This window comes from Acidovorax sp. FG60 (genome assembly GCF_057808995.1).
The window spans coordinates 39,075-60,186 of sequence record NZ_JBMDJC010000017.1 but is presented as its reverse complement, the minus strand read 5'-3'; the positions used below and the strand labels follow the sequence as shown (position 1 = coordinate 60,186).

Sequence of the window (21,112 nt, the reverse complement as noted above, 5' to 3'; positions counted from 1 at the left end):
TTCTTTCCATGTCTACCGACCACGCCCCAGTCTCCGCCCCGGCGCCAGCCCCCACGGCCCATGGGGTGCACGCCTATGACCTCTTCAACGGTGATGCCGACGGGCTGTGTGCCCTGCACCAGCTGCGCCTGGTAGAGCCCCGCGACAGCTTTCTCATCAGCGGGGTGAAACGGGACATTGCCCTGTTCGACCAGCTGCCCTCGGGGCGGCCACTGCAGGTGACGGCGCTCGACATCTCGTGGGACCGCAACGCGCAGGGTGTGTGCCGGGTTCTCAATGGCGGCGGCAACGTGACTTATTTCGACCACCACAGCGCAAAAACCCTTTTCCGCCACCCGCAACTCACCGCCCACATTGACACCGGCCTGGACGTCTGCACCAGCATCCTGGTAGACCGCCACCTGGGCGGCGTTTTGCGCCAGTGGGCCATCGTGGCGGCCTACGGTGACAACCTGGACGCCGTGGCCGACCGCATGGCGCGCGAGTATGGCTGCACGGCGGCCACACGCGGTGCGCTGGCGCAGCTGGGCTACCTGCTCAACTACAACGCCTATGGCGAAAGCCGCGAAGACCTGCACTTTTGCCCCGTGCAGCTGTACCGGTCACTCCATCGCTTTGAAAGCCCGCTCGACTTCATGGCCAAGGCCTACGAATTCCGCCGCCTGCAAGAAGGCCATGCCAGCGACCAGCAGGCCGTGCAGGACCTGGCCCCCTACACCGCCAACGACCGGGCCACCGTGTACGTGCTGCCCGACCGCGCATGGGCCCGGCGCCTGTGCGGCACCCTGGCCAACCAGCTGGTGGCGCGCAACAACGGGCGTTCGGTCGCCGTGCTCACGCCCCGTTCGGACGGCGACTTTCTGGTGAACCTGCGTATCGGCAGCGCCAGCGCCAGCCGTGCCGACATTTTCTGCAGCCGCTACCCGGCGGGTGGCGGTCGCCATGGCGCGGGCGGCATCGACCGGCTGCCCGACCAGGATATGGATCGCTTCATCAACGAGTTCTTCGCGCACCTGGAGTCAGACACACCATGAACCAGCCAACCCACACTACGCGCCCGCTTCCGCTGTTGATGATTCCGCTTCGGCGCTGCGGCAGCCATGCGCTGCGCCTGCGCCTGAACGCCAGCCCACAGTTCCACTCCCCCTACCCCCTGCACATCGTGGACTTCATGCCCCTGGTGCCGCTGTATGGCGACCTGCGCGACGACAGCGCGTACCGGCAGATGGTCAAGGACGTGGTGGGACTGCAGCAATCCAGCATGGTGAAGTGGCCGGGGGTGCATTTCGACGCCGAGGAGATCTTCACCGCGCTGGAGAACGAACCCCGCAGCGTGCACCGCATTGTGTGGGAACTGCTGCTGCGCAGCGCGGAGCAGCACGGGGCCAGCGTGGCCATGGACAAGTCGCTCGACAGCGTCCACTACGCGCACGACCTGATGGCCCTGTTTCCGGAAATGCGTTTTCTGAACGTGGTCCGCGACCCCCGGGCGCAGGTGGCTTCGATGAACCGGGCGATCATTCACGACTTCGACACCACACTCAACGCCCTGGCCTGGGTCAAGGCCCACGCCACAGGCCGCGCACTGGCATTGCGCTACCCGGACCGCGTGCTCACCATCCGCTACGAAGACTTCCTGGGCGACCAGGAACACACGCTGCGGCGCATCTGCCAGTTCATCGGCATCGAGTTTCTGCCACAGATGCTGGACATCGCAGCATCGCAAGAGGCGCAAGACCTGTCCCGCATGTCCGCCCTGTGGGAGTCCAACTGCTTTGCCCCCCTGCCAGCGAACAAGGACAAGTTCAAGACCCAGCTGCAGCCCCATGAGATCGAGACCATCGAAAGCCTGGCGTGGGAAACCATGCACTACTACGGCTACGAATGCATGACCGAGGCCCAGGCCCTGCCCCCCACGCCCGTGGTGCTGGCGCAGTGCCACCAGCAGTCAGAAAAACGGCGCGTCGAGGCCTGGGAGCAGTTGCTGCGCAGTGCGCCGCGCGACTATGCGGCCCGCCGCGTGCGGGCCGACTACCTGGAGCGCGTGCGCCAGCGCCTGCAAAGCACCAGCTCCCTGGAAACCGGGGCAGCGGCCTTGTCCTGACCAGCGCGACAAACCAACCTGGTCCACAGGCACCCGACCCCAGCCCCTTCACACACCTTCGCCACTGCACCCTCAAGGAACCGCCATGCGCATCAAAGACCTGAAACTGGGCATTCGACTTGGAGTGGCATTCGGGCTGCTGCTACTGATCACCATGGTCATCGCTGTACTCGGCGTCATGAGCGTGACCGCCCTGCAGCACAGCAATGAGCACATTGCCACCTCGGAACTCAAGCGCCAGGGCATCGTGCACCAGTGGCAGACCGACATCCAGATGAACTGGTTGCGCACCGAGGCCTTCCTCAAAGCCAACGACGCCCAGTACGCCGGCAAGCTCAAGAAAGACATGTCTGCCGTGGTCGAGGTGCAAAGCAAGCGCATGCAGGAGGTGCACAGCTACCTGTTGCCCGGCAAGGAAATGCAGCTTTACGACCAAGCTATTGCCGCGCGCGATGCCTACCGCGTCAAGCGCACCGAACTCGTCAAAGCCAAGGAGGCGGGACAGGACGTGGCCGCGCAGGCCGATACCGTGCTGGCGCCCGTCTTTCAGAGTTACGCGGCCGTGCTGCAAGAGCTGACCCACACGCTGGACGAAGGCGTGGCCAGCACCCTGAAGGACACCACGCGCAAGGCCGAGGCCAGCACCGCCTGGGTGAGCGGCAGCACCGTGCTGGCCATCCTGGTGGGGTTGTTCCTGGCCTGGTGGACCACCCGCTCCATCACCGCCCCTGTGCGGCAGGCCGTACAGGCCACCACGGCCATCGCGGCGGGTGACCTGGCCACTCCCATTCCCCAGGGGGCCAAGGACGAGCCGGGCCAGTTGCTCACCGAGCTGGCACACATGCGTGCCAAGCTGGCCGACATCGTGGCCAACGTGCGGCAAAGCGCCGAAAGCGTCTCCACCGCCAGTGCAGAAATCTCGCAGGGCAACCACGACCTCTCAGCCCGCACCGAACGCCAGGCCAGCGCGCTGCAGCAAACCGCTGCTTCCATGGAGGAGCTGGGCTCGACCGTGAAGCAGAACTCCGACAGCGCCCAGCAAGCCAACAAGCTCGCCCGCAATGCCAACGACGTGGCCGTGCAGGGTGGCGAAGTGGTGGCCCAGGTGGTGGAGACCATGAAGGGCATCAACGACAGCTCCAAGAAAATTGCCGACATCATCAGCGTGATCGACGGCATCGCCTTTCAGACCAACATCCTGGCACTCAACGCCGCCGTGGAAGCCGCGCGTGCGGGCGAGCAGGGCCGGGGCTTTGCCGTGGTGGCCACCGAAGTGCGGGGGCTGGCGGGCCGGTCGGCCGAAGCTGCCAAGGAGATCAAGGAACTCATCTCGGCCAGCGTCAGCCGCGTGGACCAAGGCACGGCCCTGGTCGACAAGGCCGGGCAGACGATGACGGATGTTGTCCAGTCGATCCGGCGTGTGACGGACATCATGAGCGAGATCAGTGCCGCCAGCGCCGAGCAGAGCGACGGCGTGGGCCAAGTAGGTGAAGCCGTGATGCAGATGGACCAGGCCACGCAACAGAACGCAGCCCTCGTCGAAGAAATGGCCGCCGCCGCCAGCAGCATGAAGAGCCAGGCCCTGGATCTCGTCCAGCTGGTCTCGGTGTTCCAGTTGGATGCAGCAGGCAGCAGCACCCCGCTGCCAGCCGCGAGTCGGGCGCCCACGCCATCGGCCCACACGGCCCACCCAGCCCTGGCACCGGTTGCACGCGTCGGCGCGCCCCGCGCCATCGCCGCAGCCTGAGGCGCCGCAAGGCAAGGCGATGGTTCAGGGCCTTTTGAGGCCCTGGCGCATGATGATTCTCATTGTTAGCTATACAAAATATAGCAACCAAGACCGCCTCCCGGCGCGACCAACGAACCTACCCTTGCACCTGCCTCGACATCGCCCACTGCACCGCCAAAATGCTGGCCAGCACCACCAGCATGCCCCCCAGCGCCACCCCTGTCATGGCCTGCCCCAGCAACACCCAGCCCAGCAGCACGGCCGTGACCGGACTCAGCAGCCCTAGCGACGACACCGCCACCGACGGCAACCGCGCAATGCCACGAAACCACAGCGCGTAGGCCAACAGGGCACCCGCCAGACTCAGGTAGACATAACCGCCTACCTGCGTGGCCGAGAGCGCGGGCAGCGGCGGGTCGACCACCCAGGCCACGGGCGCCAGCATGATGCCACCCGCCAGCAGCTGCCAGCCCGTGAATGCCAGCACCGGCAGGTCCGACCGCCAGCGCCGCGACCAGAACGTGCCCGCTGCCATGCACACTGTGCCCACCAGCGCCGCAGCCACGCCAACCATGTCCCACCGCGCCCCCGGCGACAGCAGCAGTGCCGCCATGCCCAGCACGCCCAGGGCACCCGCCGCCAACGCCAGGCCGGGCGGACGCCGATGGTCCAGCGCCCAGACCAGCCCCATCACCACCAGCGGACCTATGGCGCCCACCACAGCCGCCACGCCCCCCGGCAACCGGTAGGCCGCAACAAACAGCAGCGCCTGGAAGACCCCGATGTTCAGCGCCGACAGCACCAGCAGGCGCCGCCACCCCACCCAATCGCCCCACGCCGGCCAACGGCGGCACCACAACACCAGCAGCAGGCCTGCAGGCAGCGTGCGCAGCAGCGCCGCAGTGAAGGGCCGGTCGGGCGGCAACAGCTCGGTGGTGACGATGTAGGTAGAGCCCCAGATCACCGGGCCCAGGGCCGTGGTGAGCGCATCCAGCCAGGAAGAGGTACGGTGGTTTTGCATGGCAATCTATCTTCAATTCAAGATAAATAATCCTACCACGCCTGTGCCCTACAATCTTGAATTCAAGATAATTTCATCACCAATACCATGGCCACTCAACGCCAACCCGACGCCGTGGACGCCATCCTGGCCCAGTGGCACCGTGAGCGCCCCGACCTGGACGTGAGCCCCATGGGCCCCATCGGCCGCATCAAACGCTGCGCCGCGCTGTTGCAGCGCAGGCTCGACGAGACCTTTGCCGAATTCGGCCTGAGCTATTGGGAGTTCGACGTGCTGGCCACGCTGCGCCGCAGCGGCGCTCCCCACTGCCTGGCACCGACCACGCTGTTTTCCACGCTCATGGTCACCTCGGGCACCATGACGCACCGCATGGGCAAGCTCGAAGCCCAGGGCTGGATCACCCGCCGGCCCAACCCCGACGACGCGCGCAGCTCGCTGGTACAGCTCACGCCCGAGGGGTTGGCACTGATCGACCGCGCCGTGGAAGCCCATGTGGCCAACGAGCACCGCATCCTGGCGCCACTGAAGGCCGCCGACCTCGCGGCACTTGACGCCCGGCTGGCACTGCTGCTGACGGCGCTGGAGTCGCCCACGGGCCAGTAATTACCCCCGGCCATGGGTACTGCGCAGTAACATGGCGGGATGCCCCAAAACCACCTCACCATCCTCACCGGCGCATCGCGCGGCATGGGCCTGGCCATGGCCCAGCAGCTTTTGAAGAGCGGCAACACCCTGGTCTGCATCGCGCGCAGCACCAACGCCGACCTGGCCATCGAAGCGAAAGCGGCAGGCGTCACCATTGAACAGTGGCAGCAAGACCTGTCGCAGGGCGAACAGGCCGCCCACAAGCTGCAGGCCTGGCTCTCCGCACAAGGCCCACAGGCGTTTGCCAGCGCCACGCTGATCAACAACGCCGGCATGATCCCGCGCATTGCACCGCTGTCGCACAGCGATGTGGACGACCTGGCCACTGCCCTGCGTGTGGGTCTGGAGGCGCCCATGCAGCTGACCGCCGCGTTTTTAGGCGCCACTGACAGCTGGACGGTGCCGCGCAAGGTGCTCAACATCTCCTCAGGCCTGGGCCGCCGCGCCATGGCGTCACAGGCCGCCTACTGCGCGGCCAAGGCGGGCATGGACCATTTCACGCGCTGCGTGGCGCTGGACGAGGCCCTCAAGCCCCACGGTGCCAAGGTATGCTCGCTGGCGCCTGGTGTGATCGACACCGACATGCAGGTCCAGCTGCGCGGCGCCGACCCGGCCGCCTTCCCGGACCGCCAGAATTTCGCCAACCTCAAGACGGGTGGCCAACTCACATCGCCCACCGATGCCGCTATCCGCGTGCTCGCCTGGCTGGAACGCGCAGACTTTGGCACCAACCCGGTGGCCGATGTCAGAGATGCCTAAAGCCCCGAAACTCCTGTTTTTATAGCTGCTCGCGCTTTCTGGATAAGCGCTAGCGGCCAATTTAGCCTCAAATTCATCTGAAAGGACCTCCCCATGACCCGTGAAGTCGTCGTCGTCAGCGCAGTGCGCACCGCCATTGGCACCTTTGGCGGCAGCCTCAAGGACGTGCCTCCCACCGAACTGGGCGCACTCGTGGTGCGCGAATCGCTTGCACGTGCCAACGTGGAAGGCAAGGACGTGGGCCATGTGGTGTTCGGCCATGTGGTCAACACCGAGCCCAAGGACATGTACCTGTCGCGCGTGGCGGCCATCAACGGCGGCTGCGGCGAAGGCACGCCCGCCTACAACGTCAACCGCCTGTGCGGCTCGGGCCTGCAGGCCATCGTCAACGCCAGCCAGTCCATCCTGCTGGGCGACACCGACGTGGCCATTGGCGCGGGCGCCGAGAACATGAGCCGTGTGCCCTTTGCCAGCCTGAACATGCGCTGGGGCGCCCGCATGGGCGACACCAAGATGGTGGACATGATGATCGGCGCGCTGCACGACCCCTTTCACAACATCCACATGGGTGTGACGGCCGAGAACATCGCCGCCAAGTGGGGCATCAGCCGCGAAGACCAGGACAAGCTGGCGGTTGAAAGCCACAACCGCGCCGAACGTGCCACGCAGGCGGGAGTGTTCAAGGACCAGATCGTGCCCGTCACCCTGAAGAGCAAAAAGGGTGACGTGCAATACGCCACCGACGAGCACTTTCGCCCCGGCGCCACGATGGAAGACCTGGCCAAGCTCAAGCCCGTGTTCGTGAAGGAAAACGGCACGGTGACGGCGGGCAATGCCTCCGGCATCAATGACGCTGCCGCCGCCGTGGTGCTGATGGAAGCCGGTGCCGCCAAGGCCCGTGGCGCCAAGCCCCTGGCACGCCTGGTGGCCTACGCCCACGCAGGTGTAGACCCCAAGTACATGGGCATCGGCCCCGTGCCTGCCACGCAGCTGGCGCTGAAAAAGGCGGGCCTCACCGTCAACGACCTTGACGTGATCGAAGCCAACGAAGCCTTTGCCGCCCAGGCCTGCGCAGTGACCAAGGACCTGGGCCTGGACCCTGCCAAGGTCAACCCCAATGGCTCGGGTATTTCGCTGGGCCACCCCATTGGCGCGACCGGCGCGCTCATCACCGTGAAGGCCATCCACGAGCTGCAACGCATCCAGGGCCGCTATGCGCTGGTGACGATGTGCATCGGCGGCGGCCAGGGCATTGCAGCGATTTTTGAACGCATCTGACCTCCCTGCGGGTGGGAACACTGCCATCGCCACCCGCGATGCTGCCACCCGCCATTGGCAAGGCGGGCGCCTCCGGTCATCAGCGATCATTGGCGCCCGCTGACCCAGATCAGCCAGGTGGCGTGTGCCCAGCCACCGCCTGCACATTCCATGAACCGACGGAGACAAACCACACCATGATTCGCACCCTGCTTTCCTTCACCGCGATCGCTTTTGCCGTGGGCGCCACCGCGCACGCGCAGGCACCCGCACCGGCTGCGGCCTACCCCACCAAGCCCATCCGCCTGATCGTGCCCTTCCCGCCCGGCGGCGGCACCGACATTCTCTCGCGCCTGGTGGCCACCAAGCTCACCGAAAGCGCCAAGTGGACCGTGGTGGCCGACAACAAGGCCGGCGCGGGCGGCACCATCGGCATTGGCGAAGCTGTCAAGGCCGCGCCCACGGGCTATGACCTGGTGATGGGCCAGAAGGACAACCTCGTGATTGGCCCCTGGCTGTACAAAAACCTGCCCTGGGACCCCACCAAGGATCTGACCGCCATCGCCCATGTGGCCTACACGCCCGTGGTCATCGCCACCAGCGTCAACTCCAAGTACAAAACGCTGGCCGACGTGGTGGCCGCCGCCAAGGCCTCGCCCGGCACCATCACCTATGGCTCGCCCGGCAACGGCACCTCCATCCACCTGGCGGGTGACCTGTTCGAGAAGGCGGCAGGCGTCAAGCTGAGCCACATCCCGTACAAAGGATCGAACCCCGCGTTGATGGATGCGCTGGCGGGCAACGTGGACCTGCTGGTCTCGTCCCTGCCCTCGGCCATGGGCCAGATCAAGGCAGGCAAGCTGCGTCCGCTGGCCGTCACGTCGGCCAAGCGCAGCTCGTCGCTGCCCGAAGTGCCTACCGTGGCCGAGTCGGGCTTCAAGGACTTTGATGTGAGCACCTGGTACGGCGTATTTGCCCCTGCCGGTACGCCCGCAGCCGTGGTGACCACCGTGAACGCCGAAATCAACAAGCTGCTGGCCACGCCCGACATGAAGGCCGCCATCCAGGCCCAGGGCGCCGAGCCCGAAGCCATGTCGCCCGCTCAGTTTGGCACCCTGCTCAAGACCGACTACGCCAAGTGGAAGGGCATCGTGGAAGCCTCCGGCGCAAAGATTGAGTGACCCCCTGAGGCGCTTCGCGCCTTCCCCCTGAAGGGGGACGCACCCGGTGGCCTGGCGGAGCCAGATCCACGGGTGCACTGGTACGGGGCGTGCCTGTTCCGCGAGCTGTGGGAAGCGGATGCGCAGCGTTGTCGAGAACCGCCATGAAAAACGGCCCCGTAAGGAGCCGTTTTTTTATGGAGCAACTCGCTCAGTCGCGCACCACCAGCACGGGGATATGCACCACACCCAGCACGCGCTGCGTGACGCTGCCCAGCACCAGCTTTTCAAGGCCGCGCCGACCGTGGGAACCCATCACGATGAGATCGGCGCCTGTGCTCTCCAGCGCGCGCAGGATGCCGTCGTGCACGGCATGGCCCTCGCCCACCACGGTGGTCACAGCCACACCGGCTTCGGCCATGGCTTTGCGCGTGGCTTCCAGGGCCGCGTTGGCTTCGGAGGTAGCGGCATTGATGTACTGCGCCTGGCCATACGCAAAATCGGCCCCCACGCCCGTGAAGGGATAGGGGTCTACCACATAGACCGCCGTCACGGCGCTGCCAAAGGTCTTGGCCAGCCCGGCCGCCTTGGACACGGCCAGCATCGAGGTGTTGGAACCATCGACTGGAACCAGAATGTGCTTGAACATGGTGCTCTCCTTGGGTTGATGGGTGAGTCAAGCTTGTGGCCCGACTTCTTGAACCAGAGTGTGAACCGCCACCATACCCCGCATCTTGATTCGCATCAAATCGGCTGCACACATGCGCTGCTGCAGGCGCTTGTGTTCAGGCTGCCGGGGTCTGCCCCACCACGTCCGCCCCCTGAAAGTTGCCTCGGCGGCAGGTGACCACCAGGGTGTCGCGGTACCCGCCTTCGGCCAACGGCTGAATGGGGGTGGACTCGTGGATCATGCGAGCATCGTCCAGCAGCAGCAAAGACCACGACTCGGTCAGCGTAAAGCGCTGGCCGCTCGGGCCTGCGGCCTCGAACACGCGCGTCTCGCCGCCCTTGACGCCCTCGCGCCCCACCAGGAAGACGGCCACCAGGTCCACGCCATCTCGGTGCGCCCCCTCGGGCGTGGGCCGGCCAATGCCGTCGGTGGTGTCGATGCGGAACTGGTGCGCCTCGATGAACCAGGGCACGGGCGCCTCGGACGGGACAAACACGGCATCGGATACCCCGGCCAGCGCAGCCAGCAGCTGCTGCCACACCGGCTGGGCCACGGTGGCAGCCTCCATGGGCGCAAACCAGCGCTCCATGCCGCCATGCAGCGCGTTGTATTCCACAGGTTGCCAGTGCGCCCGGTGCGGTGCCTGCTGCAGTTGCCCGCCCTGCACCACAAAACACGCATGGCGACGGCGCCGGTAGCGGCCACCGTCCTTCAGAAAATCATCGGGCGGCAACGCCGCCCAGTCGCCATTCAGGGCCATCAGCGACGAAAGATCGCAGCCCACCCAGCGGGCCACATCGGCAGGCGACAGAACGGCGTAGCCCGCCTGGCGAAGCTGGCTCGCCACATCGGAGGGAGCCGTGAACGGAGGAGAAAAAGTGACTTGGGCCATAGAAGCCCGAGCTTAACCGCTGGCGCCGCAGGTCTTCTGCGGTGGCTCAAGCAAGATGTGGCAGGGCCTGCCACCTGCGTGGCACCCCGCAGCACTGTGATATCGGCCTTCCCCCTCAGTCGTTAGCCGCTCGCCGTTAGCCTTCAATCGCGGTTGCCGTGGCCCTTGCCGTTGCCATGGCCGCGCCCCCGGTCATGGTCACGGTCGTGCTTGCCACCGTGGCGGTGGTCGTCGTCCCAGCGGCGGTCATCGCGGCCGTGGGCACGGGGTGGAGGGCCACGGCGTGGTGGTGGCTCCTGCACAAAATACACCGGCTGGTTGCAGGCGTTGTAGCGGCCACAGTGTTTGCCCCAGTTCTTGGCATGGCCGGGCGGCACATACAGGTAGATGGGTGCCCGTGGCACCACCACTGCCGGGCGGTGGATGATGACCGGCTCGGCGTAGATGAGCGGCGGCGGTGGCGCATTGCCGATGTTGATGCGGCCGTACACGCCGGGCGCCAGTTCGCCGCCCACGGTGGCGTTGACATAGGCCTGCGCGTGGGCGCCGCCAGCGGCTGCCAGCAGCAGCGCGGCCATCGCGCCAGACAGGAGAAGACGGAGTGAGTGCATCGTGGTCATGGTGGTGTTTTTCATGGGGGACTCCTTGTTTTTGCCAACCGGAGCCGCCACCTGTTGGGCGGCTGCGGTAGGCTGGCCCTGGTTTGTAACAAGGCCTGCCACACCCTACACCGCGCAGGGTGCACAGGATGTAAGGAAATGGCGACAGAACCCCTTGCCGGCCTCGCAGGGGTCAATTTTACAAGCAAAATTTGCACCTAGCGCTTACCTATCAAGCGCCAGCAGCTATCAAAACAGAAGCACCCTCCAACAACAGACGGCCCTACACCACCGCCCCTGCCGGCGCCTCCCGCAGTGCGCTGGCAGGTCCGGGCCGCCCAAACAGGTAGCCCTGCCACATGTGGCAGCCCAGGCTGGCCAACATGTCGCGCTGCTCGCAGGTTTCCACGCCTTCGGCAATCACGCCCAGGTCCAGGCTCTGGGCCAGGGTGACGATGGTGCGGGCAATGCTGGCGTCGTTGGCATCGGTGAGCAGGTCGCGCACAAAACTCTGGTCGATCTTGAGCTGGTCCAGCGGCAGGCGCTTGAGGTAGCTCAGGGACGAATACCCGGTGCCGAAGTCGTCGAGCGAAAACCCCAGGCCCAGCGCCCGCAGCGTGGTCATGCGCTCGACCGTGTCCTCCACGTCGTCAAGCAGCAGGGTCTCGGTCAGCTCCAGCTTCAGGCGCTGCGGGTTGGCCCCCGTCTCTTCAAGCACGCCCAGCACCTCGTCCACAAAGTGCGGGTGGCGGAACTGGCGCGCGCTCACGTTGACGGCCAAGGTCCAGGGGGCGGTGGCCGGGTCTTTTTCCCACTCCACCAGCTGCAGACAGGCAGTGCGCAATATCCACGCCCCCAGCGGCACGATGAGGCCCGAGGCCTCGGCCACCGGAATGAACTCGGCCGGCGACACCAGCCCCCGCTGCGGGTGCTGCCAGCGCACCAGCGCCTCGGCCCCCACCATGCCGTGGGCTTGGCTGATCTGGGCCTGGTAGTGCAGCAGGAACTGGCCGTCACGCAAGGCCTCGCGCATCCCGGACTCCAGGGCCGTGCGCGCCGTGACGGCGGCCTGTGTGCGCGGATCAAAGAACCGCATCGTGTTGCGCCCGGCACCCTTGGCCTGGTACATGGCCATGTCGCCCCGCTTGAGCAGTTCGTCCACTGAGCCCTGCGCATCGGCATACAGCGCCACGCCGATGCTGCACGAGCTGTGGTACGTGTGCCCCCCGAGCGGATAGCCTTGCGCCAATGCGAGCAGCACCGCGCGCCCCACGGTTTCTGCCTGGGCGGCGGCTTCGTGGGCCTGTGGGCTCAGCCCCTCGATCAGCAGCACAAATTCGTCGCCCCCCAGCCGCGCCACGGTGTCGCCGCTGCGCACACAGCCGCCCAGGCGGGCCGCCACCTGGCGCAAGAGCTGGTCACCAAACTCGTGGCCCTGCGTATCGTTCAGATCCTTGAAGTTGTCCAGGTCCACAAACAGCAGCGCCCCGCCCGCACCGGAGCGCGCCGAGGTGGCCAGGCTGTGCTGCAGGCGGTCGTTCATGAGGCGGCGGTTGGGCAGACCGGTGAGCGGGTCGTAGAACGCGAGCAGGCGGATCTCCTCCTCGGCCGCCTTGCGGTGCGAGATGTCGGTCAGCGTGCCCACATAGTGCGTGACCTCGCCTTGTGCAGAACGCACAGCCGTCACCGTGATCCACGCGGGGTACACCTCGCCGTTCTTGCGCCGGTTCCACACTTCGCCCTGCCAGGCACCGGTGCTGCGCAGCGCACTGTGCAGGCCTTCGTAAAACTGCGCATCGTGGCGGCCAGACTGCAGCAATGCGGGGGTCTGGCCCACGAGCTCCTCCACCGTATACCCCGTGAGGCGTGCATACGACTGGTTGGCCTTCAGGATGCGCTGGTCCGGCCCCGTAACCACCATGCCCTCGAACGACTCGAACACGGATGCCGCGATCCGCAGCGACTCCTCGGCCCGGCTGCGCTCTGTGATGTCGGTGGAGATACCGCACAGCGCGTGGATGCTGCCGTCGGGCAGGCGAAGGGGAATCTTGACCGACAGGTAGGTACGGGTCACGCCATCGGCCAGGTGGGTATTGGCCTCTTCCACCTCCAGCCGCTCGCCGTGCTCCAGAACGCGCCGGTCGTTTTCCTGGATCTGTACGGCAGTGGCCTGGTCAAAAAAAGCCGTGTCGTCCTGCCCCACCACCTCGCTCGCGGGCCGCCCGAACAGCTCCAGGATATGGTGGTTCGCATACTGGTAGCGATAGTCCCGCCCCTTGATGTAGATGAAGGCACCCACGCTGTCGAGGATGGCCGCCAGCTTCTGCTCGCTGACCTGAAGGTGGCGTGTGCGCTCCTGCACCTTGCGCTGCAGCACCACGGCCGAGAGCGCGGCCAGCAGCCCGAACAACGCCAGCCCCGCCACACCCCACCACACCCAGGGGGGAATGCGCGCGCCCTGCTCTTGCCCGCCCCAGCGGCGCAGAACCTGGGTGTACTGCGCGTCGGCACCGCTGCGCCAGTCCTGCACTGATCGATCAATGGCATCCAGCACATCGGCGTTGCGTCCGAGGCCGGTGGCAAAGTACAAGGTGGCGGGCTGGAACACGATGCCCGAATCCGCCAGCCCATACTGGGCCGCATGAAAGTTGCCGAACAGGTGGTTGGCAATCACCGCATCCGCATCGCCGTTCTGTACAAATTCGAAAGCCTCGGTCAGTGTGGACGCGTCGATCAGCAGCACCGCGATGCCAAAACTGTCCATCATGCTCTGGAAGGTTGCGCGCTGCACCGAGCCCTTGAGCACCGCCACGCGCTTGCCCGCCAGGTCGAACATCGACTGGATGGAACTGCCCCGCGCGCGGTAGACCTGCGACCAGCTGTGCAGCACAGGCGAGGAGTGAAAGTCGAACAGCCGTTCGCGCTCGCTGGTGCGGGCGACGTCGGGCATCAGGTCAATCTGCCCGGCTGCCAGCGCATCCAGACAGTCCTGCCAATCGCAGGGCACATAGCGCAGTGTCCACTGCTCTCGGGTGGCCACCAGCTGCAGCAGGTCCACAAAGATGCCTGAGGGCTTGCCCTCCGCGTTCACAAACACCTTCGGTTCGTTGGAGTACACCCCCACGCGCAGTTCGCGCGGAGCCGCCATCGCAACGCCACATGCCCACAGCAACGCCAACAGCACTGCCCATCGCAGCCAGCCGACGCAATGGCTCCCGAACCGGTACACGCATGGACTCACAGCTTGGCCCTATCGAAATCAGGGAAATAAGACCCATGGTAACGAAAGCTTGCAAAAACATCCAAATGCAATCTGCCACCGCCGGGCTTGGAGTAGCATGTGCCCACCCCCGCTTCGCCCAGGAGACAGCGATGCCCCACGAACGCCGCCACTTTGTCCGCGTCGGCTTTGACGCACCGGCCCTGCTGACCACATCCACCGACGCATTCAGCGTGCATGTGCTGGACCTGTCCCTCAAAGGCGCGTTGATCATGGTGCCCGCGCAGGCCGACCTGGAGCCGGGCATGCTCTGCCAGCTGACCATTCCCCTGGCCGAAACCGGCAACCACATCGCCATGTCCACCGAAGTCGCGCATACCGAAGGCCTGCACACCGGCCTGCTGTGCCGGGGCATCGATCTGGACAGCGTGACCCACCTGCGCCGCCTGATCGAACTGCAATTGGGCGACCCCGCCTTGCTGGAGCGCGACCTGGGCGAGCTGACGCTGGCTACGCCATCCCACTGACCCGGGGCATGGAAAAAAGGGCTGCCAATGGCAGCCCCTGACTCCGATTCCCGGCCTGGCCACACGCCCATGGGCCACAGCCACTGCAACTGCAACTGCTACGGCCCGTACTGAGCCTCCTGCTCCTGCAGCGCCCGCCACATCACCTTGCCACTGCCACTCTTGGGCAACGCCGCCACAAACTGCACGATGCGCGGCACCTTGTAGACCGCCATGTTCTCGCGGCACCAGTCGATGATCTGCTGCTCGGTCGTGTCCTGGTGCGTGGCGCGCAGCACCACCACGGCCTTGACCGTCTCGCCCCGATAGCTGTCTTTGGCGGCGATGATGCAGGCCTCCTGGATGGCTGGGTGGCGGAACATCAACGCCTCCACCTCGGCAGGCCAGACCTTGAAGCCGCTCGCATTGATCATGCGCTTGAGCCGGTCGGTCAAAAAGAAATAGCCGTCCTCGTCCATGCGCCCCAGGTCCCCCGAGCGGAAGAACCGCTTGCCCTCGAACTCGATGAAGGCCGAGGCCGTGGCATCGGGCCGCTTCCAGTAGCCCTCGAACACCTCGGGGCCATGGATGATGATCTCGCCCTGCTCGCCCACGGGCAGCTCCTGCAGCGTGTCGGGGTCGATCACCCGCGCGTCGGTGCTCATGAACGGAATGCCCAGGCACTGCTGCTTGGGGTGGTCGGGCGGGTTGGCGTGCGACGGAGCGGCTGTCTCGGTCAGGCCATAGCCCTCGGAATACCGCAGGCCATACTGCTCCAGCAGGCGCTGCGCCACGGCCTGCGGCATGGCGGCCCCACCCCCACCGATATAGGCCAGGCTGGACAGGTCATAGCTGGCAAAGTTCGGGCTGCCCAGCAGGTCGATGACCATGGTGGGAATGTTGGTCCAGGTGGTGACCTGGTAGCGCGATATGAGGCGCCCGGCCAGGTCGCGGTCCCACCGGGGCATGATGACCAGCGTGGCGCCGCAGTAGATCGACGTGTGCATCACGCTCACCATGCCGGTGATGTGGAACATGGGCACCACCGCCAGCGTCACATTGTCGGCTGACCCATTGCCCCACAGGCTGGCGGCCACCGTGTTGTGCATGATGCTTTTGTGCAGGTGCATACAGCCCTTGGGCAGACCGGTGGTGCCACTGGTGTAGGGCAGCAGCGCCAGGTCGGCCGGGCCTACCGACAGGGCGGGTGGCGCTTCCGCACAGGCCAGGGCGTCCGTCCAGGCGTGGGTCTGCCCGCCCTCCAGTGCAGGCAGCGGGTGGCGCGTGCCCAGCCAGTCCATCCATGCTTCGGGCGGCGCATCGATGCCGGTCACGTTCACGTCGAACGCATCCGAAAACTGCGTGACCACCAGATGCGCCAGGCGCTCACCAGGGGCCAACGCATTGCTGGCCTTGGCCATCTCGGGGGCCAGATCACCCGTGGTGATCGCCACCTTGGTGTCGGGATCGGTGATGTAGTGCTTGAGCTCCTCGGCCCGGTTCATGGGGTTGACCGGCACCACCACCGCATTGGCCCGCAGGATGGCGAAATGCGCCATCACCAGCTGCGGGCAGTTCTGCATGCACAGCACCACACGGTCGCCGCGCTGCACGCCCAGCTGGGCCAGCCGCGCAGCCAGGCGCTCCGCGCCTTCCATCAATTGCCGATAGCTGACCGTGGTCCCAAAAAACACCAGCGCCGCCTTGTCAGGGTAGCGGCGTGCATTGGTGGCCAGGTTGTCCCACAGCGAGGTGGACGGCAGGGTGATGGACTTGGGCAGCCGGCGGGGCCAGAACTTGTAGTGAGCGCGCATGGAGCAGGGATTCCTTTGAAGAACACAGCCTAGTTCGCATGGTGCCCCACGGCATTGGGGATGGCACTGATGCTGCGTCGCGCATGTGACGCCGAGGTACCGGTCGCACGCGGCGCAGTGGCCACAGGCTGGCGGCGCAGCGCCAGCGCTTCTGGGGCAGCTGTGATCGAGATGCGTCGGCTACCATCGTCGCCACGCCGCTTGTTCCTCCTACCTACCAAGACTCGACGACATGCTGACCCTCGTCTACTACGCCCTGATGCTCCTGGTCGGTTACTTCTTTTACCGGTACGGACAGAAGTTGCTCAACCAGGGCTTGCGCGACGAGAACGATGAGTTCACCAAACCACCTGTCGGGCCCATCGGCTTCTTGCTCGTTGCCGGTTTGGGGTGCTACCTTTTGTTCGAAGCCCTGCGCGCAGTGGTGCTGCGCGAAATTCCCTGCGTTGGAAAGGGCTGCGCCGGGCAGGTCTACACCCTGGCAGAGCATTCCGGCCAGTACTGGGCCAACCTGTTTTTTGTGGTGTGGATGGTGCTCGCCCTGGGCTACACGATGTACGTGACGATCAAGATCTGGACCAGGGGGTAAGGCGCAGGCCTCCACCCCGGCCATCAGCTATTGACCTGCGCCCACAGCTTGTCCAGCCGCTTCACGCTCACCGGCTGGGGCGTTCGCAGCTCCTGCGCAAAGAAGCTCACGCGCAGTTCCTCCAGCAGCCAGCGCAGTTCTTGCATGCGCGCATCCACCTGCCCCTTGCGCTCGGCCACCAGGCGCCAGTAGCGCTGCTCTTGCGGGCGCAGCTCGGCCAGCTTGGCAGCGTCACGGGCGGGGTCGGCGCGGTATTTATCAAGCCGCAGCGTGATGGCTTTGAGGTAGCGGGCGTAGTGGGCCAGTTGCGTCCACGGGGCCACGGCAATGAAGTTCTTGGGCACCAGGCGCTGCAGCTGCTGCAGTGCGTCCGCAGTGGCTTCGGGGGCGTTTTTGGTGTCCTTGATCTTGCGGGCGGCGGCTGCGTATTCGGTGAGGATGGTGGCGGCCAGGCGCGCCACCTCATTGGCGATCAACGTGAGGCGCCCCCTGCCCTCTTCTACGCGGCGTTTGAAGGCGTATTCGTCGGTGGGCAGCGGGTCGAGCAAAAAGGCCCGGTCCAGCGCCACGTCGATGATCTGGGTGCGCAGCTCTTCCTGCGTGCCCAGGGGCATGTAGGCCACGGCCATCTTCTGCAGGTCGGGGATGTTTTTTTCCAGGTACTTGAGGGCGTCCTTGATCTGCAGCGCAAACAGGCGGCGCAGGCCCGCGCGGTGTTTGGCGGCGGCGACTTCGGGCTCGTCAAAAACCTCGATGGTCACAGCGTCGCCGCCGTCGATGAGTGCCGGAAAGCCGATCAGCGTCTGCCCGGCCTTTTTGATCTCCATCAGCTCGGGCAGCTCGCCAAACGTCCAGGTGGTGTAGCGCTGGCCTGCGGGGGTCGATGGGGTGACGCTCGCAGGTTTCGCGGTGGCGGGCGCTGCCCCCTTTACTCCTGATTTAGTAGCTGCTTGCGCTTTACCATCAAGCGCTGGAGGCATTTTTGACTCATTTTTTTCACTCTCTGCCGCCCCGCCACCGAGCTTGAGCCCTGCCAGCGCCTGGAATGCGCCGCGCGCCTTGGCGCCCCATTCGGCCTTGAGCGCGCCCAGGTTGCGGCCGTGGCCCAGCTGGCGGCCGTGCTCATCCACCACGCGGAAGTTCATGAACAGGTGGGGGCTGAGCATGTCGAGCTTGAAGTCCGCCCGCTTCACATCCAGCGAGGTTTCGTCGCGCACCTGCTTGAGCAACACATCGGTGAGGCTGCCGGTGCCAAAACGCTCGGGCGTGCCCAGCAGCGCGGCCAGACGGGTGGCGGACTCGGGCAGCGGCACAAAGCGGCTGCGTGGGCGCTGCGGCAGGCTTTTGAGCAGCGCCTGGATCTTGTCCTTGAGCATGCCGGGCACCAGCCATTCGCAGCGCTCGTCGCTCACCTGGTTGAGCACAAAGAGCGGGATGGTCACGGTGATGCCGTCGCGCGCATCGCTGGGCTCATGCAGGTAGCTGGCGGCGCAGTCCACACCACCGAGGCGCACGGTGCGTGGGAAGGCATTGGTGGTGATGCCTGCGGCCTCGTGGCGCATCAGCTCATCGCGGGTGAGCTTGAGCAGATCAGGCTGTTTTTTACTTTCTTCGCGGTACCAAGCCTCAAAGCTGTGGCCGCTGCATACCTCGGGCGGCAGCTGCTGGTCGTAGAAGGCGTAGATGAGTTCGTCGTCCACCAGCACGTCCTGGCGGCGCGACTTGTGCTCCAGCTCTTCGACCTTGGCAATGAGCTTCTGGTTGGCGGCCAGGAAGGGCAGCTTGGTCTCCCAGTTGCCGCCCACCAGCGCCTCGCGGATGAACACATCGCGCGCAGCGTGCGGGTCTACCTTGCCAAAGTTAACGCGGCGGTTGTTGTAGACGACGATGCCGTAGAGCGTGGCGCGCTCCAGCGCCACCACTTCGGCAGACTTTTTCTCCCAGTGCGGGTCAAGCAGCTGCTTGCGCAGCACATGCCCGCCAATCTGCTCCAGCCACTGCGGCTCAATGGCCGCGATGCCCCGGCCAAACAGGCGCGTGGTTTCCACCAGTTCCGACGCCACGATCCAGCGGCCGGGCTTCTTGTTCAGGTGCGCGCCGGGGTGTTTGTAGAACTTGATGCCGCGCGCGCCCAGGTACCAGTCTTCCTCGTCGCTCTTGGCGCCCACGTTGCCCAGCAGCCCGGCCAGCATCGACAGGTGCAGCTGCTCGTAGCTGGCGGGCTGGGTGTTGATCTGCCACTTGTGCTCGGTGACCACCGTGAGCAGCTGGGTGTGGATGTCGCGCCACTCGCGCAGGCGGCGGATGCTGATGAAGTTCTGGCGCAGCAGCTGCTCGTACTGGCGGTTGCTGAGTTTGTGAGTCGCAGCGGGGACGGCGGCGGGTACAGCAGCAGGCGCTGCGGCAGGGCTGCCCCCGCCACTGCGCTGCGCCACCGGCAAGTAGGCCTGCGAAGGCGCTTTCTGCGCGGCCATCGCCTTCTGGGCACGGGCCGATGGCAGGCTGGGTGCTCCGCCCCGCGCTTCGTTGATCCATTTCCACAGCTTGAGGTAGCCGCTGAACTCGCTCTTGTCGTCGTCGAACTTGGCGTGCGCCTGGTCAGCCTGCTGCTGCGCCTCCATGGGACGGTCGCGCACGTCCTGCACGCTCAGGGCGCTGGCAATCACCAGCACTTCATCGAGCGCCTTGCGGTCGCGCGCCTCGATGATCATGCGGCCCACGCGCGGGTCCAGCGGCAGGCGCGACAGTTCCACGCCCATGGGGGTCAGCTCGTTGGCGTCATCCACCGCGCCCAATTCGGCCAGCAGCTGGTAGCCGTCGGCAATCGCGCGGCCCGAAGGCGCCTCGATGAAGGGGAACTGCGTCACGTCGCCCAGGTGCAGCGACTTCATGCGCAGGATGACGCCTGCCAGCGATGACCGCAGGATTTCGGGGTCGGTAAAACGGGGGCGGCCATTGAAACCGGCCTCGTCATACAGGCGAATGCAGATGCCGTTGGCCACTCGGCCGCAGCGGCCAGCACGCTGGTTGGCGGCGGCCTGGCTGACGGGCTCGACCAGCAGTTGCTCGACTTTGCTACGGAAAGAATAGCGCTTCACGCGCGCTGTGCCTGCGTCAATGACGTACCGCACGCCTGGTACGGTGAGCGAAGTCTCGGCCACGTTGGTGGCCAGCACGATGCGGCGGCCCGTGTGGCCGTCAAAGATGCGGTCCTGCTCCGCCTGGGATAGGCGCGCAAACAGCGGCAGCACCTCGGCGTTGCGCATCACGGGCTGGTGCGACAGGTGCTTGCGCAGGTGGTCGGCGGCCTCGCGGATCTCGCGCTCGCCGGGCAAAAACACCAGGATGTCACCGGCCGCATTGCCTTGCCAGAGTTCGTCCACGCCATCGGCAATGGCCTCGTTCAGGCCGTAGTCGCGGCTTTCTTCAAACGGGCGATAGCGCTGCTCCACCGGGAAGGTGCGGCCCGACACCATGATGACGGGGGCCGGGCCCTTGGCCGACTCAAAGTGCTTGGCAAACCGGTCCGCATCAATCGTGGCCGAGGTAACGATGACCTTCAGATCAGGCCTGCGCGGCAGGATCTGACGGATGTAGCCCAGCAGGAAGTCGATGTTGAGGCTACGTTCGTGCGCCTCGTCAATGATGATGGTGTCGTAGTTCTTGAGCAGCGGGTCGGTCTGCGTCTCGGCCAGCAAGATACCGTCGGTCATGAGCTTGACGGAGGCATCGCGGGAGAGGCGGTCCTGGAACCGCACCTTGAAGCCCACCACATCACCCAGCGGCGTGTTCAGCTCTTCGGCAATGCGCTTGGCCACGCTGCTGGCCGCAATGCGGCGCGGCTGGGTGTGGCCGATGAGCTGGCCCTTGGTGCCTGGCTTGGCGTTGCACTTGCCCCGGCCCAGCGCCAGTGCAATCTTGGGCAACTGCGTGGTCTTGCCTGAGCCCGTTTCGCCGCACACGATGATGACCTGGTGCTTCTTGATGGCCTCCATGATCTCTTCGCGCTTGCCCGATACGGGCAGGGACTCAGGAAAGGTGATGCGCAGCGGCGCAGTGCGCGGGGCGGTTGGCAAGGGGTGGGGAGGCGCGGATTCGGTCATGGAGGGCTGCATTATCCGAGCCGGGCGTTGGCCGCGTGCAACAC

Annotated in this window: 16 protein-coding genes; 9 read left to right on the top strand and 7 right to left on the bottom strand. The window is 65.7% G+C overall.

Annotated elements, in window-relative coordinates:
* Positions 1 to 8 precede the first annotated feature (8 nt).
* The 3 genes from ACODS0_RS21150 (at position 9) to ACODS0_RS21140 (ending at position 3,851) form a co-directional block, all read left to right on the top strand.
* Positions 9 to 1,034, top strand: coding sequence for a hypothetical protein (locus tag ACODS0_RS21150; RefSeq protein WP_488836987.1), 1,026 nt, complete (start codon positions 9 to 11; stop codon positions 1,032 to 1,034).
* Positions 1,031 to 2,104, top strand: a complete 1,074-nt coding sequence (locus tag ACODS0_RS21145) for a sulfotransferase family protein (protein ID WP_488836985.1) — start codon at positions 1,031 to 1,033, stop codon at positions 2,102 to 2,104. The genes ACODS0_RS21150 and ACODS0_RS21145 overlap by 4 nt, the downstream gene beginning before the upstream one ends.
* An 85-nt stretch (positions 2,105 to 2,189) precedes the next feature.
* Positions 2,190 to 3,851 (top strand): methyl-accepting chemotaxis protein, encoded by a 1,662-nt coding sequence (locus ACODS0_RS21140; RefSeq protein WP_488836983.1) that lies wholly within the window; start codon positions 2,190 to 2,192, stop codon positions 3,849 to 3,851.
* Positions 3,852 to 3,969: 118 nt separating this feature from the next.
* Here the strand turns inward: ACODS0_RS21140 and ACODS0_RS21135 are convergent, their stop codons facing one another.
* Positions 3,970 to 4,854: an EamA family transporter gene (locus tag ACODS0_RS21135; RefSeq protein WP_488836981.1), complete on the bottom strand. Its 885-nt coding sequence runs from the start codon at positions 4,852 to 4,854 to the stop codon at positions 3,970 to 3,972.
* Between the two features lie 87 nt (positions 4,855 to 4,941).
* Between ACODS0_RS21135 and ACODS0_RS21130 the strand changes: the two genes are divergently transcribed.
* The 4 genes from ACODS0_RS21130 to ACODS0_RS21115 all read left to right on the top strand — a co-directional run bounded on the left by ACODS0_RS21130 (position 4,942) and on the right by ACODS0_RS21115 (position 8,696).
* Positions 4,942 to 5,457 carry a MarR family winged helix-turn-helix transcriptional regulator gene (locus ACODS0_RS21130; protein ID WP_055397437.1) on the top strand — a complete coding sequence of 172 codons (516 nt, stop codon included), beginning with the start codon at positions 4,942 to 4,944 and terminating at the stop codon, positions 5,455 to 5,457.
* 39 nt (positions 5,458 to 5,496) lie between these two features.
* The gene (locus tag ACODS0_RS21125; protein ID WP_488836979.1) at positions 5,497 to 6,258 is read left to right on the top strand and encodes an SDR family NAD(P)-dependent oxidoreductase; all 762 of its coding nucleotides are present in this window, start codon (positions 5,497 to 5,499) and stop codon (positions 6,256 to 6,258) included.
* A 93-nt stretch (positions 6,259 to 6,351) separates the two neighbouring features.
* A complete protein-coding gene (gene bktB / locus ACODS0_RS21120; protein ID WP_488836977.1) occupies positions 6,352 to 7,536 on the top strand; it encodes a beta-ketothiolase BktB in 1,185 nt (394 codons plus the stop codon).
* A gap of 176 nt (positions 7,537 to 7,712) precedes the next feature.
* A complete protein-coding gene (locus tag ACODS0_RS21115) occupies positions 7,713 to 8,696 on the top strand; it encodes a tripartite tricarboxylate transporter substrate binding protein (RefSeq protein ID WP_488836975.1) in 984 nt (327 codons plus the stop codon).
* A 190-nt stretch (positions 8,697 to 8,886) separates the two neighbouring features.
* On the opposite strand, the gene ACODS0_RS21110 is transcribed toward ACODS0_RS21115, so the two are convergent.
* From ACODS0_RS21110 to ACODS0_RS21095, 4 genes are all read right to left on the bottom strand, one after another.
* Positions 8,887 to 9,324: a universal stress protein gene (locus ACODS0_RS21110; protein ID WP_055397444.1), complete on the bottom strand. Its 438-nt coding sequence runs from the start codon at positions 9,322 to 9,324 to the stop codon at positions 8,887 to 8,889.
* Positions 9,325 to 9,460: 136 nt separating this feature from the next.
* Positions 9,461 to 10,237 carry a 2OG-Fe dioxygenase family protein gene (locus ACODS0_RS21105; protein WP_488836972.1) on the bottom strand — a complete coding sequence of 259 codons (777 nt, stop codon included), beginning with the start codon at positions 10,235 to 10,237 and terminating at the stop codon, positions 9,461 to 9,463.
* A gap of 143 nt (positions 10,238 to 10,380) precedes the next feature.
* Complete coding sequence (locus ACODS0_RS21100) at positions 10,381 to 10,872, bottom strand: hypothetical protein (protein WP_228895041.1); 492 nt, start codon at positions 10,870 to 10,872, stop codon at positions 10,381 to 10,383.
* A 247-nt stretch (positions 10,873 to 11,119) separates the two neighbouring features.
* The gene (locus tag ACODS0_RS21095; protein ID WP_488836970.1) at positions 11,120 to 13,984 is read right to left on the bottom strand and encodes an EAL domain-containing protein; all 2,865 of its coding nucleotides are present in this window, start codon (positions 13,982 to 13,984) and stop codon (positions 11,120 to 11,122) included.
* Positions 13,985 to 14,208: 224 nt separating this feature from the next.
* On the opposite strand from ACODS0_RS21095, the gene ACODS0_RS21090 reads away from it, so the two are divergent.
* Entirely contained in the window at positions 14,209 to 14,583 is a 375-nt protein-coding gene (locus tag ACODS0_RS21090; RefSeq protein WP_055397452.1) for a PilZ domain-containing protein, read from the top strand.
* A 98-nt stretch (positions 14,584 to 14,681) separates the two neighbouring features.
* On the opposite strand, the gene ACODS0_RS21085 is transcribed toward ACODS0_RS21090, so the two are convergent.
* Positions 14,682 to 16,376, bottom strand: a complete 1,695-nt coding sequence (locus ACODS0_RS21085) for a long-chain fatty acid--CoA ligase (RefSeq protein ID WP_488836968.1) — start codon at positions 16,374 to 16,376, stop codon at positions 14,682 to 14,684.
* Positions 16,377 to 16,608: 232 nt separating this feature from the next.
* On the opposite strand from ACODS0_RS21085, the gene ACODS0_RS21080 reads away from it, so the two are divergent.
* Positions 16,609 to 16,965: a hypothetical protein gene (locus ACODS0_RS21080; protein WP_488836966.1), complete on the top strand. Its 357-nt coding sequence runs from the start codon at positions 16,609 to 16,611 to the stop codon at positions 16,963 to 16,965.
* 23 nt (positions 16,966 to 16,988) lie between these two features.
* Here ACODS0_RS21080 and hrpA read toward each other — a convergent pair whose 3' ends face one another.
* Positions 16,989 to 21,068 (bottom strand): ATP-dependent RNA helicase HrpA, encoded by a 4,080-nt coding sequence (gene hrpA, locus ACODS0_RS21075; protein WP_488836964.1) that lies wholly within the window; start codon positions 21,066 to 21,068, stop codon positions 16,989 to 16,991.
* Positions 21,069 to 21,112: the final 44 nt, after the last annotated feature.